We start from the raw sequence: 12,533 nt of genomic DNA, 5'->3' as shown, positions 1-12,533 counted from the left end.
GTACATGACGAGCGTACATGAATCGCCCCAGCAGGAGGATCAGGTTCTCCTGCTGGACTCAGTTCCTCATCCCGCAGCCGACGCAGCGGAGCCGTTCATTGTCGCGAGCGATCGCCGCGTGATTCTCGCTTATCCGATTGCGGAATCCGACTTCGAGCGGTTCGGTCCGTTCGATCCCGACGACGATCCCTTCTGCGCAGTGTTATTCCCCGACACGGTGTTTCATCGGCTAGGGCCGCCGGGCGATGGCGATCTCGAGATTCATCCGCTCGCGTCGCAAGGTCTGGCCGCTTTTGCCGCACAAGAAGTGATCAACTCTTCTCTTGTCGATGAACTCGCCGCAGTGTCATTGCCGGAACTGGCGAAGCGTCATTTCGTCATTACGTTTCTGGAGTCCACGTTCGAGTGCATAGCGTCCGATTACACGCTGGTCGGTGTATACGGCGCGGCTGAAATCGCAAGCCGCGAGGCGTTCGCACTCGTACGGTAGATCCATCCAGAGCGGCGCTGCCTGTTTGCCGCGCGCCAAGTTAGTTGCCCGGATCGAGTACCGGGCGCTCCGGTTCTGCAAGTGTTCTATAAGGCAATTGCGGGGCGCGCGGGTTAGTCGTCGTATTGTCGATTACGCGCTCGACGTCCGCAGTTTTGGCGAGTTCGCTGAGGAACGCCTGCGTGTCGAAGCGAGGCGATACGCAGCCTTCCACATAGACAAAGCGACGTTGCAGCGTGAGCCAAAGCGTCGAATGTTCGCGCCAATGAGTCGCGGCATTGATATTGGCGAGACGCCGCTGCACGGCCTCCGCAATTTCCTTGTCGTACAGATAAGCGTTGGGTAAGCGGCAACGGCCTTCTATCCAGCAACTGTTGCCGCGTTCAATGCGGTAATGACTGTCGGCGAGCCATTCCTGTTCGGTTTCGAGTGGACCGAGCGGCGCTGGGCATCCGTCAATGGCTTTGGAAATCTGAAGGAACGGGTCGTGTCCGCGATTGATCCGCTGTTTTTCGCCGTGAGCGAAAGACAGAGCGGAAAGCAACGATAGACATAAAGCCGCGCATTGCAATGCACTCGCCGGCCGCGGCGTGAATCGTCTCAGTGTCATGCTGATTGTCTCCACTCGTTGCGCAGCGAGACGTTCTTCTTATTAGCGGCTCGTGCGCCGGTTCTCGACCGCAAACTTGATCAATTCGGCCTGGCCTTCAATATCGAGCTTGCGTTTCAGATTCAGGCGATGTGTCTCGACAGTACGCACCGACAGATCGTTGCGTTGAGCAATCTGCTTGCTCGACAAACCCTCGGCGAGTGCATCGAGAATATCGCGTTCGCGCGGCGTGAGCCGTTCAACCGGCGATTGCATCGCCGAAGCCTGAATCAATCGGGCGCCGAGTCCCGCGCTGAAATACGTCTTTCCGTCGAGCACGGCGCTAATCGCCTGAATGATCTCAGTCGACGGCGAGTCCTTCAGCACATAACCGCTCGCGCCCCGCGCGTACTGCCTGCGTGACGTATTCGAGGTTGTCGTGCATCGACAGCATCAATACGCGAATCGCGGGGAATCGCTCATGAAACATGCCGGCAAGCGCAATGCCGTTCATTCCGTTCATGCCGACATCCATCAGCACGAGGTGAGGCTCCAGGCTCGCGGCGAGCGCGAGCGCTTCCTGTGCATTGCCTGCTTCGCCGACTACCTCCAGGTTGCGTACCGCTTCGAGCCGCGCACGCAAGCCGTCGCGAACGAGCGGATGATCGTCGACCAGAATCAGACGGGCAATGGGGTGTGAGATGTCGTTCATGAAGACGCTTCCTGCAGGCTCTGCTTATGAGGCTCCGTTGTACCGGCGACGAGCGGAACACGCGCGGTGACGAGCGTATGGCCAGGCTGCGAGTTGAGCGCAAGCGTGCCGCCTAACGCTTCCACGCGCTCGCGCATATTGCGCAGCCCAACGCCCGAGCGGCGGCCGACAAACGCGTGCGCGACATCGAAACCGCTGCCGTTGTCGGCGATTGTGAGCGTGACGGCATCGTTCGACACTTCCAGCGAGAGCGCCGCGTTCGACGCACGCGCATGGCGCACGATGTTGGTCAGCGCTTCCTGAGCAATGCGGAACAGAACGGTGTTTACCGCATCCGTTAAAACCGCGGCGTGAGTATGCGTGATCTGCGCGAAGCCGATTTCAATGCCCGACTGTTCGCTCAGTTCGCGCGTGAGTTGCTCGATGGCTGCCGCGACGCCCAGGTCGTCCAGCATCGACGGGCGCAGCGCATGAGAAATACGCCGCACTTCGCGCAACGTGTCGCCGAGACGCGTGAGACTGGTCGACAGCGCGGCTTCCGCGGCGGGCACGCGCGTTTCGCTGCGCTCGAAACGCGCGAGCGCCGATTCGAGCAGCAGCTTCACCGACACCATCATCTGGCTGATGCCGTCGTGCAATTCCCGCGAGAGACGCGCGCGTTCGTTCTCCTGCGATTCGACCACCTGCTGCGCGAGCCGCTTCAGCTTTGCGTCGGCGCTGCGATATTCGGTGACGTTGAGCACGAGCGCGCACAGCGCGATAGCGGCGAGCCCCGCAAGTGCGATCGCGTCGATCCACATCATCGTGCGATCGATATTGATCGCCGCGCGCTCGTCGATATGCGCGAGGGTCGTGTCGACGTCGTCGAGATAGATGCCGGTGCCGATCATCCAGCCCCAGCGTTCGAGAGGCACCACGTAGCCGAGTTTCGAAGCGAGCTTGCCCGTCGACGGACGATGCCACAGATAGCGCACATAGCCGCCGCCTTGCGATGCCGCGGCGAGCAGCTTCTGGATGGTGAGCACGCCTTGCGGATCGCGCAGTTCCGACAAATCGCGTCCCACGAGATGCGGCTCGCGCGGATGCATGAGCGAACGGCCATGCATGTCGTAGACGAAGAAATAGCCGTCCTTGCCGAAGTCCATCTTCTCGAGCACGTCGAGCGCGCGCGTGCGGCGCAGCGCGTCGTCGCGCGCGTTATCTTCGCCGGCTTCGTAAAGCGGCGCGATCGCGGACGTGGCCAACTCGACGTAATGCTTGAGCTCGATTTCCTTGCTCGCCATGTACGCGGCCTGAGTCGTCGCGTGCTGTGTTTGCGCGAGCGCGGTCGCTTCGCGGCGCACGCCGATTTCGATGCTGGCGATAGCCGCGAGAAAGGGCACGATAGCCAGCAAGACGATCTTGGCTTTGAGTTTCATCGTTGAAAAGACGGCCAGTGGACTACGTAGTAATACGTAGCCGGCTTACGTAGTTGCGCGCTTGTGAGGACGCTTACGAAGGCGAATACTACATCCCCGCGGCGCATTGCGTCTTGCGGACGTTTTCGCGCTCATGCGTCGGCAGTGCGCAAAAGCAGATTCCGGTTTCGGCAGATGACTGCGCGGGTATTTCACACGAATACCCGTTACCGGATTTCCGCGCGCCGGATCACAAGTCCGGATGCGTGGTGTCAATAATAGACCTAGGAGATGTACATGGAGACCTCCCCATCCGCCGGCCGGTCATGGCTATGGCTCATTCTTTTGCTTCCGTATATCGCGCTCTTGTGGCTGCCGTTCTATAACGACACGCGTCCGTCGTTCGCCGGTTTTCCGTTCTTCTACTGGTATCAGTTCTTGTGGGTGCCGTTGACCTCGCTACTGATTTACGTCGTGTACCGAGGTGTCAAATGAGCGACCTGAACCCCGTCAATCCGGTGGCGATGACCGTCTTCATCGCATTCTTCGTGCTTGTCACGGTAATCGGTTTCTTTGCCGCCCGCTGGAAACGCGGCGACCTCACGCAGTTGCACGAATGGGGTCTGGGCGGCCGGCAGTTCGGCACGGTCATTTCCTGGTTCCTCGTCGGCGGCGACTTTTATACCGCCTACACGGTGATCGCCGTACCCGCACTCGTGTATTCCGTCGGCGCATATGGTTTCTTTGCGTTGCCGTACACGATCATCGTTTACCCGTTCGTGTTCGCGGTGATGCCGAAGTTGTGGAAAATCGCGCATGCGAAGAACCACATCACGGCAGCGGACTACGTGCACGGCGAATACGGCGGCAAGTGGTTTCCGGCCGCGGTCGCGTTGACCGGTATCGTGGCGACCATGCCGTATATCGCGCTGCAACTGGTCGGCATGCAAGTGGTGATCAAGGGACTCGGCGTGACCGGCGAATTGCCGCTGATCGTCGCGTTCGTGATTCTCGCGCTGTACACGTATGCAAGCGGCTTGCGCGCCCCGGCGATGATCGCGTTCGTGAAGGACATCATGATTTACATCGTCGTGATCGCGGCGGTGTGGCTGATTCCCGCGAAACTCGGCGGCTACGCGCATGTGTTCGACGCAGCGGATACCTACTTCAAGGCGAAGGGCGGCGCGACCGGCATCATTCTCAAGCCGACGCAATTCACCGCGTATGCATCGCTCGCACTGGGTTCGGCGCTCGCGGCCTTCATGTATCCGCACACGATGACGGCGGTGCTCTCGTCCTCTTCGGCAAAAACGGTGCGCAAGAATGCGATCTTCCTGCCGGCTTATACGCTGCTGCTCGGCTTGATCGCGCTGCTCGGTTATATGGCGATTGCGGCCGGCGTGCATGTGAAGTCGGCTTCGGATATCGTGCCGGCGCTTTTCAATACGCTGTTCCCGTCGTGGTTCGTCGGCTTTGCGGCGGCTGCAATTGCGATTAGCGCACTGGTTCCGGCAGCGATCATGTCGATCGGCGCGGCGAATCTGTTCACGCGCAATTTGTGGCGCCCGCTGGTGTCGCCGAACATCACGCCTGAAGCCGAGGCGGCGAACGCGAAGGTCGTGTCGCTCGTGGTGAAGTTCGGCGCGTTGCTGTTCATCGTGTTCCTGCCGACGCAATATGCGATCGACCTGCAACTGCTCGGCGGCGTGTGGATCTTGCAGATCTTCCCGGCTATCGTGTTCTCGCTGTACACGCGGCGCCTGAATACGCCGGGTCTGTTCAGCGGCTGGCTCGTCGGTATTTTGCTCGGCACGTCGCTCGCGATTTCGCAAGGGCTCAAGCCGGTGTTCGCACTGCATCTCGGCGACGCCGTGTATCCGGTTTATATCGGCCTGATCGCACTGGTCGCGAACATCGTGGTGGCGTTCGTCGTGTCGGCGCTGTCGCCGCGGCGAGTGGCCGTGACCGCCTGATCGTTCTTTACGGATCGAGTGTTATTGACGCCGCGGGCCTTCGGGCTCGCGGCGTTTTTTATTTAAAGCGAGCGAGGCGCGCTAAACGAGCACTTCCACCGATTGCATGGCGCGGCGAATCTCCGTCGTGCGGCCCCACGATTCATCGCGGATCGTTTCGAGCAGGCAATCGATAAAGCACTGCGACGCTGCATCGGACGGCTCGCCCGTGCGCGTGATGATGCCGACTGTCGAGTCCTCGAGTTCTTCGCGCAAGGGGATCGCGCACAAACCGTCGCGCGCCGCGCAGAGTTCGACGAGCGGCCACGGAAAAATGCTCACCATGTCCGTGCGCTTGAGCAATGCGACCGCCACGGTGAGCGAATGGAGAAAGTGGATGCTGCGCGGCACCGGCAATCCGTAGCGGGAGAACATCTGATAGGGCGCATGCCCCTCGGTTTCCGGATCGAGCGCAACCAGCCAGTCGTCGTCGAGCAATTCAGCGAGAGAACGCGATTCCGCGCGCGGATGACCCAGGCGTGCGACGACCGCGCGGCTCGTGGCGAACAGCGGCTGATAGTTGAAATCGCATGCAGAGACACTCGGCGATTGACGCCCGACATAAATGTCCAGACTGCCGTCGCGTAAGCGCGGTGTCGCGATCGCGAGTAAGCCTTCGAATAACTCCAGTTGTATTGCCGGCATTCTGGCGCGAAAGCGCGCGACTGTTTCGGGCAGAAATGTCAATGCGACCCACGCGGTCACCGCAATCGAAAGACGCCCGCTTGGCTCGCCGCGCATTGCGTCCATCGCCTGATGCGCACGCACCATTTGCGCGGCGACGAGCCGTGCATGCAGAAGCAGGGTTTGCCCGCATTCGGTGAGCGTCACTCCGGACGATGTGCGCACAACGAGTTGAACGTGTGCCGCTTCTTCCAATTGCTGAATATTTTGCGTTACGGCCGCCGGCGACGAATTGAGCGTTCGCGCGGCACCCCTGACACTTCCCGCATCGGCAATGGCGATGAGGGCGCGTAGCTGATGAATTTTCATTTGTGGCCCAGCGGTTTATACCGCGTGTGGTAAAGCGTTTGCCGTTGCTTTACGCGTTCACCGGCGTGGCGCGTTCTCAAGCGGCCTATGCGGGAATATCGTGGAGGCACGGCTACCGCATGGCGGCGCGTGTTTTTTCTCGCGCGATAAAGCTCTACACCTCGTAGTCTCGACGGCTATAAAAATTTAGCTGCATGCATAAAACGGCAAGCTGTCTGCTGAATGCGTAATGCCTAGCATAGGAGTGTAATGATGACCGAGCAAGTTTCCGTGCCGGCAAGCGCTTCCGGCGTTCCATTGCACTTCGCACATGACGACGCGACATTGAAAAGCCCTACTGTGCAAAGGGTGGCGGTTGGACGGCTCGTGCATGCTTTGTTTGTCGATTCGCTCACGGGTGTCTATAACCGCGCGTACGCGACAGGGCGCGCTCAACAGCTTCTGAAGTCTGCGCGGGCGGCGCGTGTGGCAATGCTGGTGGTCAACGTGGATGGCTTCAGCAGGATCAACGACATTGCTGACTACGATCTCGGCGACCGCCTGTTGCGCAGCGTCGCCCAGCGGCTCGCGCGCGCGCTCGCCACGAACGATCTGCTTGCGCGGATCGGCGGCGACGAGTTTCTGATCGTTACAGAACATCACGGTCACATGCCGATGCTAGCTGCCTTCGCGCAACAGATGCTCGCGTTATTCGCCGAGCCGTTCGTGATCGCGGGGCGCGAGTATCGCGTGAGTGCGTCGGTGGGCGTTGCGCGCTCCAACGACGGCGCTCGCGATGCGTCGCTGCTGATGCGCGATGCCGGCGCCGCGATGCGTCGCGCGAAAGTCCATGCACCCGGCAACGTGTGCTTTTTCACGCGCGATATGAAAGAGGCTGCGCAGCGCCGCTTTGCGATCGAGAACCGGCTGCGCGATGCGCTCAAGGCGGGCGAATTAACAATTGCGTATCAGCCAGTCGTGGCGGCGGCGTCGCGCGAAACCATAGCTGTGGAGGCATTGTTGCGCTGGACCAGCAGCGAACTTGGCGACGTGGCCCCCGCCGAATTCATCCCGATTGCCGAACAGGCGGGCTTGATGGAAGACATCGGCGATTGGGTACTCGAGCAGGCCTGCGCACAGGTCGCGAACTGGCGCTGGAGCATCGCGCCGGATGTCAGTGTGTCCGTGAATATTTCGCCGGTGCAGTTCAACGCGCGGCTCGTGCAACGTGTCGCTGCGTGCCTTGCGAACAGCGGGCTCGACCCCTCCGCTTTGCAGCTCGAAATCACCGAGGGCATTCTGCTGCCGGACGATGCCACCGTGCGCGCGACGATGGCCGCGCTGGCCAAACTAGGCGTCACGCTCGCAATCGACGACTTCGGCACGGGCTACGCGTCGCTGTCGTATCTGAAGCGTTTTGCGCTGCATGGCCTGAAGATCGACCGCTCGTTTGTCGCCGGTTTGCCGGACGACACGGATTGCGCTGCCATTGCAGAGGCGCTCGTGAAAATGGCTCATGCATGCGGAATGTGCGTCACGGCTGAAGGCGTGGAAACTGAACAGCAGGCAGTCATGCTGCGCGAGATGGGCTGCGACGCGCTGCAAGGTTATCTGTTCGGCCGCCCTGGAACCGCGGCCGATTGCGCCGGCAGATTATCGGACGGGGACCGCTTCAGGAGAAAGCGTATGCCGAGATAACGAATGCGCGAGAGGGCTGGCGTTTTCGGCCATGACTTCTAGAATGATTTCATAAAAATGACGAGCTTGAACGCCACCGGCATGGGAGGTGTCGCGTTAGTCAGTCAGGAGAGAGAGAACATGTGTGATGCAGAAATCGCTGCTGTGCTGTTGAACCGTTGCACCGCTCAGCCATTCGATAACGAGGAGCCCGCCTATCTCGACATATTGCGCGAAGGCAATCTTTCGTTCAAACATGTCGTGAGCTTTGTGGGTCCGCGCGATATTCCAGACCCCGAAGCATGTCATGCCGAATCGATCATTTTCGCCGACGGCTCGCGCGCATTGCGGATCAGCGCCGTGGAAGGCGACAGCGGCTGGACGCGCTGGACCGCGCTGCAACCGCTGCACTAAATGAAGCGGCAGCGCGCTTCCCGCACGAAGCGGCAGGCGCGCTGCCCGCGTTTGACGTTAGAACCTGTCCACTCTGAACGGATGCGTGTCCACGAGCGTTTCTTCACCCGTCATCATTTCGGCGATCAGGCGGCCGGTCACCGGCCCGAGCGTGAGTCCATGATGCGCGTGACCGAATGCGAACCACAAGCCCTGATGTTTTTCGGCGCGGCCAATCACGGGCATCATGTCCGGCGTGCAGGGCCGCGCGCCCATCCACGGTTGATCGTCGAGGCGTTTGTCGAGTGGGAACAGCGTGCGTGCAATCGGTTCGACGGCGGCGAGTTGCGTGGGCGTTTTCGGCGCATCGAGCAATGCGATTTCAGCGCCGGTCGTCAGGCGGATGCCGCGCGCCATCGGCGCGAGCAGATAGCCCCGCTCGGCGTCGAGTACCGGATGATTGAGGCGCGCGCCCGCGCGTGCCGCGTAATGCATGTGGTAGCCGCGCTTGACGCCGAGCGGCAGCCGATACCCGAGCCGCGAACTGAGCACGCCGGACCACGGCCCCAACGCGACCACCGCCGATGAAGCCGCGATCGTCCCCGCGTTTGTCGTGACCTCCCAGCCGTTGCGCAGCGTATTGGCGTCGCCGGTGAAGAACCGTCCGCCGAGCGCCTCGAAGTATTTCGCGTAGGCCGTGACGAGCGCGTTCGGATCGCTCACCGAATCCGCTTGCGTGTAGCGCAGGCCGCCGAGCAATGCCTTGTCGAGATCGGGCTCGATGTGCTGCAGGCGCGCGGCGTCGAGCGCTTCGAATTCGACGCCGTATTCGCGGCTCCATCGATCGGCGACTCGCAGTTCCGCGTCCTGAGCGGCGTTGCTGCGAAACACCTTGATCCAGCCCGTGGGGCGCAGCAAAGCACTCGCGTCCGCTTGCGCGGCCAGCGTGCGATGCTCGCTCACGCAATGTTCGATCAGCGTCGAATATGACTTTGCAATCGCGGCGTGTTTCGCCGGATCGGAATTGCGCCAGTATCTCCACAGAAACGGCGCCGCGTGAAATAGCGCATCGGCGTGGTAGCGAACGTCGAGCGACTGGTTGCGCGCATAGCGAAGCAATGCACCCAGTCCGCGCGGAAATGCGTACGGGTACACGCCTTCTCGCTGAATCAATCCGGCATTGCCGAACGAGGTCTCGTTGCCTGGCGCCTTGCGGTCGACCAGCGCGACCTGTCGGCCGCGCTTTTGCAAATGCACGGCCACGCACACGCCGACAATGCCGGCGCCGAGTACGACGGTATCGAACTTCATTGTTGTCATCGTTAAACTGCTGAGAGGCCCGAGCCGTTCGCGTCGGCGTCGTTAAAAAGAGGGGGCGACGTCACGATCGATTTCAACGACGCGTCCGCTTTCGTGAGCTTCGACAGATCGGGTCGCGGACGGCGCAACGCAGGCGACTGCGCGAACACCTGCTCCATCGCATGCGCGACGGCGAGCGTCTTGCGGTCGCCATGAAACGGCCCGACGATCTGCAAGCCGAACGGCATGCCCGCGTGATCGACACCGCACGGCAGCGACAGCGCCGGATGCGTCGTCAGCGTGACGACATAGGTGAGCGCGAGCCAGCGGTAATAGTTGTCCTGCTCGCGCCCGTCGATTTGCGCGGCGTACAACTGCTGCCACGGAAACGGCGACACGGGCGTGGTCGGCGAGAGGATCACGTCGTACTGCTCGAACGCGGCCTGAAAGCGTTTGAAGATGCGCGTCTGTTCGGCCTGGGCCCACGCGCTGTCCGCGAGGCTCATGCTTGCGCCGAGCTCATAGTTGGCGCGCGTGTTCGGGCCGAGTTGCGCCGGATCGCGCGTGTAGGCATCGTGCAGACCGGCGACGAAGCTCTCCGCGCGGATCACGTCGAAGCAGCGGTGCACGTCGCCGAGATCGAAGCTCACTTCCTCGCATGAACGGAAAGACGGCGCGATCAGCGCGATGCGTTCACGAAACACGTTGCGGATCGACGCATCCACGTCGCAACTGCCGAAGTCTTCGGTCCAGCCCACGCGCAATGTGGCGAGGTCGATGTCGGCGGGCGCGGCGAAGCTGAGCGGATCGGCGGCAAAGCTGAGCGGGTCGCCCGCCGAGATGCCCACGGTAGCGGCGAGCTGCAAGCACGCTTCGGCGACGCTGCGGCCCATCGGTCCAACCACCGAGATCGGCGACCAGCCCACCAGCTTGCGCGAATTCGGCACGAGTCCCGGCGTCGGACGAAAGCCCACCACGCCGCATTTGGAAGCGGGAATGCGCAACGAGCCGCCGGTGTCCGAGCCGGTGCACACGGGCAGCATGTCGCACGCAAGCGCGGCCGCCGAACCGCCCGACGAGCCGCCTGCATTCAATGCTGTGTTGAACGGATTGCCGGTCGCGCCCCACACCGGATTGCGCGTGTTCGCGCCGGCGCCGAGTTCCGGCACGTTGGTCTTCGCGGTGACGATCGCGCCGGCGGCACGCAGACGCTCGACGAGCACCACGTCTTGCGTGGGCACGTTGCCGCGCGACATCGGCGAACCATAAGTCGTCAGGAGTCCGGCGGTATTTTCGAGGTCCTTCACGCCGAGCGGCAAGCCGTGCAGAAGGCCGAGCGGCTCGCCGTCGAGTACCTGCTTTTCCGCGCGTTTCGCGGCGGCGCGCGCGGCCACAAAGTCGGTTGCGGTGATCGCGTTGACTGCCGGATTCACCGCCTCGATTCGAGCGATGCACGCCTCCAGCAGTTCGACGGGCGAGATCTCTTTCGCGCCGATCATCCGGCGCAACTCGACCGCGCTGCGGCCGGGCAAATCGTTGTCTCGACTCATATCGTCTCCACTCATTGTGCTCATTGTGTCTTTCTTGGTCAGCCGAGCGCTTCGCCGGTGCGGTCCTTCAGCCAGATTACCGGCACGAGGGAAATCGCGCATGCGGCGGCCACATACCAGGCCGGCGCGAGCGGATTGCCGGTGCGCGCGACCAGCCAGCTTGCGATAAACGGCGAGAAGCCGCCGAAAAACGATGCGCTCACAACATACGTCAATGCAATTCCGGTTGCACGCACATGCTTCGGGAACAGTTCCGGGATCATCACGAGCACGGGCACGATCTGCCCGGACACGAACACGGCGAGTAGCGCGGACACGATGCAAAGCGCCGTCATCGACGGATGCGCGCTCAGGAATGCAAACGCCGGATACACGAGCAACAGCATCACGACGCGCGAAATCACGAGCACGCGCTTGCGGGTGTAGCGGTCCGCGAGCATGCCGGCGAGCGGCGCGGCGACGAACAGCGCAAGCGAACTGACGATACCGGAGATCACCGCCGACGTCGACGAAAGATGCAGCGCGCGCACCGCATGACTCGGCAGAAAAAAGGCGGTGATGTAGACCGACACGGAGCCGCCCAACTCGGCGAAAGTGCCGAGAATCGTCAGCTTGAGATGCGTGGTCAGCGCGGCCTTCAGCGCGCCGCTCGGCGCGGCTTCGCCGGGCTTGCGCGCGGTCAGCGTTTCTTCGAGGCGCCGGCGGATCAGCATGCCGGCCGGCGCCGCGACGATGCCGAGCACGAACGGAATGCGCCAGCCCCATTCGAGCACGGCCTGCTTCGGCAGCAGCACGTTGACGAGCGTCGCGACCAGCGCGCCGAGCACGAGGCCTGCCGCAGTCGCCGCGAAATTCCAGCTCGCGAAGAACGCGCGCGTGTTGTCGGTAGCATATTCGACGAGCAGCGTCGTGCCCGGTCCGAACTCGCCGCCCGCCGCGAAGCCTTGTATCAACCGCGCGGCGAGCACGATGAGCGGCGCGGCGAAGCCGGCGACCGCGTAAGTGGGCGCGCACGCGATCATCGCGCAGCTAAGCGCCATCAGCATGATCGTAAGGACCATCGCGTTCTTGCGGCCCGCGCGATCCGCATACGCGCCGATCACGACGCCGCCGAGCGGCCGCACCACGAAGCCCACGCCGAATACGCCGATCGACAGTAAAAACTGATTGACGGGCGACGCGCCCGGAAAGAACAACTGCCCGATCTGGATCGCGAAGAAGCTGTAGATCGTGAAGTCGTAGAATTCGAGCGCCGTGCCGATGGTCGTGGCAGTGATGACGCGGGTCTTCGTCAAACGGGACTGACTAAGCGCAAGGGTAGACACGATACGGGCCCCACATAAAGGTGGAATCGACGTGAGTTATCATATACGAGAAAAAAATAATTTCTCGCATACGAGAAATTTTTATGGACAGGTGGGAAGCAAGGAAGCCAGGCGGAA

The 12,533-nt window shown here is 61.9% G+C and carries 11 protein-coding genes and 1 pseudogene; 5 read left to right on the top strand and 7 right to left on the bottom strand.

Annotated features, from left to right (window positions below):
* The first annotated feature begins 4 nt into the window (after positions 1 to 4).
* Positions 5 to 490 carry a hypothetical protein gene (locus ABIE53_RS20185; RefSeq protein ID WP_053860047.1) on the top strand — a complete coding sequence of 162 codons (486 nt, stop codon included), beginning with the start codon at positions 5 to 7 and terminating at the stop codon, positions 488 to 490.
* Between the two features lie 40 nt (positions 491 to 530).
* Here ABIE53_RS20185 and ABIE53_RS20180 read toward each other — a convergent pair whose 3' ends face one another.
* The 3 genes and pseudogenes from ABIE53_RS20180 to ABIE53_RS20170 all read right to left on the bottom strand — a co-directional run bounded on the left by ABIE53_RS20180 (position 531) and on the right by ABIE53_RS20170 (position 3,209).
* The gene (locus tag ABIE53_RS20180) at positions 531 to 1,100 is read right to left on the bottom strand and encodes a hypothetical protein (protein WP_192699753.1); all 570 of its coding nucleotides are present in this window, start codon (positions 1,098 to 1,100) and stop codon (positions 531 to 533) included.
* Positions 1,101 to 1,142: 42 nt separating this feature from the next.
* Positions 1,143 to 1,791 (bottom strand): annotated as a pseudogene (locus ABIE53_RS20175) (response regulator).
* Positions 1,788 to 3,209 (bottom strand): cache domain-containing protein, encoded by a 1,422-nt coding sequence (locus tag ABIE53_RS20170; protein WP_192699754.1) that lies wholly within the window; start codon positions 3,207 to 3,209, stop codon positions 1,788 to 1,790. Before ABIE53_RS20170 ends, ABIE53_RS20175 begins: the two are co-directional and overlap by 4 nt.
* A 276-nt stretch (positions 3,210 to 3,485) precedes the next feature.
* Here ABIE53_RS20170 and ABIE53_RS20165 point away from each other — a divergent pair, with 276 nt between their 5' ends.
* Entirely contained in the window at positions 3,486 to 3,683 is a 198-nt protein-coding gene (locus tag ABIE53_RS20165; RefSeq protein ID WP_006049469.1) for a DUF3311 domain-containing protein, read from the top strand.
* Positions 3,680 to 5,161, top strand: coding sequence for a monocarboxylate uptake permease MctP (gene mctP / locus ABIE53_RS20160; protein ID WP_192699755.1), 1,482 nt, complete (start codon positions 3,680 to 3,682; stop codon positions 5,159 to 5,161). The genes ABIE53_RS20165 and mctP overlap by 4 nt, the downstream gene beginning before the upstream one ends.
* An 81-nt stretch (positions 5,162 to 5,242) precedes the next feature.
* Here the strand turns inward: mctP and ABIE53_RS20155 are convergent, their stop codons facing one another.
* Positions 5,243 to 6,193: a LysR substrate-binding domain-containing protein gene (locus tag ABIE53_RS20155; RefSeq protein WP_006049467.1), complete on the bottom strand. Its 951-nt coding sequence runs from the start codon at positions 6,191 to 6,193 to the stop codon at positions 5,243 to 5,245.
* Between the two features lie 252 nt (positions 6,194 to 6,445).
* Between ABIE53_RS20155 and ABIE53_RS20150 the strand changes: the two genes are divergently transcribed.
* Positions 6,446 to 7,870 (top strand): putative bifunctional diguanylate cyclase/phosphodiesterase, encoded by a 1,425-nt coding sequence (locus ABIE53_RS20150; protein ID WP_192699756.1) that lies wholly within the window; start codon positions 6,446 to 6,448, stop codon positions 7,868 to 7,870.
* A gap of 66 nt (positions 7,871 to 7,936) precedes the next feature.
* A complete protein-coding gene (locus ABIE53_RS20145) occupies positions 7,937 to 8,263 on the top strand; it encodes a hypothetical protein (protein ID WP_307259991.1) in 327 nt (108 codons plus the stop codon).
* Positions 8,264 to 8,320: 57 nt separating this feature from the next.
* Here ABIE53_RS20145 and ABIE53_RS20140 read toward each other — a convergent pair whose 3' ends face one another.
* From ABIE53_RS20140 to ABIE53_RS20130, 3 genes are read right to left on the bottom strand one after another with little or no spacing between them, the layout of a single operon-like run.
* A complete protein-coding gene (locus ABIE53_RS20140) occupies positions 8,321 to 9,553 on the bottom strand; it encodes an NAD(P)/FAD-dependent oxidoreductase (RefSeq protein WP_029970076.1) in 1,233 nt (410 codons plus the stop codon).
* Positions 9,554 to 9,564: 11 nt separating this feature from the next.
* The gene (locus ABIE53_RS20135; protein ID WP_053860052.1) at positions 9,565 to 11,091 is read right to left on the bottom strand and encodes an amidase; all 1,527 of its coding nucleotides are present in this window, start codon (positions 11,089 to 11,091) and stop codon (positions 9,565 to 9,567) included.
* A 38-nt stretch (positions 11,092 to 11,129) separates the two neighbouring features.
* The gene (locus tag ABIE53_RS20130; protein WP_006049462.1) at positions 11,130 to 12,416 is read right to left on the bottom strand and encodes an MFS transporter; all 1,287 of its coding nucleotides are present in this window, start codon (positions 12,414 to 12,416) and stop codon (positions 11,130 to 11,132) included.
* Between the last annotated feature and the right edge of the window lie 117 nt (positions 12,417 to 12,533).

This window comes from Paraburkholderia sp. OAS925 (assembly GCF_040543975.1).
GTDB classification, from domain to species: domain Bacteria; phylum Pseudomonadota; class Gammaproteobacteria; order Burkholderiales; family Burkholderiaceae; genus Paraburkholderia; species Paraburkholderia graminis.
Note: the sequence above shows the minus strand (reverse complement) of the source record. Positions and strands in the feature narration are given on the sequence as shown.

Coding starts and splice junctions, on each gene's coding strand:
- ABIE53_RS20185 (WP_053860047.1), top strand. CDS start 5: ATGACGAGCGTACATGAATCGCCCCAGCAGGAGGATCAGGTTCTCCTG.
- ABIE53_RS20180 (WP_192699753.1), bottom strand. CDS start 1,100: ATGACACTGAGACGATTCACGCCGCGGCCGGCGAGTGCATTGCAATGC.
- ABIE53_RS20170 (WP_192699754.1), bottom strand. CDS start 3,209: ATGAAACTCAAAGCCAAGATCGTCTTGCTGGCTATCGTGCCCTTTCTC.
- ABIE53_RS20165 (WP_006049469.1), top strand. CDS start 3,486: ATGGAGACCTCCCCATCCGCCGGCCGGTCATGGCTATGGCTCATTCTT.
- mctP (WP_192699755.1), top strand. CDS start 3,680: ATGAGCGACCTGAACCCCGTCAATCCGGTGGCGATGACCGTCTTCATC.
- ABIE53_RS20155 (WP_006049467.1), bottom strand. CDS start 6,193: ATGAAAATTCATCAGCTACGCGCCCTCATCGCCATTGCCGATGCGGGA.
- ABIE53_RS20150 (WP_192699756.1), top strand. CDS start 6,446: ATGACCGAGCAAGTTTCCGTGCCGGCAAGCGCTTCCGGCGTTCCATTG.
- ABIE53_RS20140 (WP_029970076.1), bottom strand. CDS start 9,553: ATGAAGTTCGATACCGTCGTACTCGGCGCCGGCATTGTCGGCGTGTGC.
- ABIE53_RS20135 (WP_053860052.1), bottom strand. CDS start 11,091: ATGAGTCGAGACAACGATTTGCCCGGCCGCAGCGCGGTCGAGTTGCGC.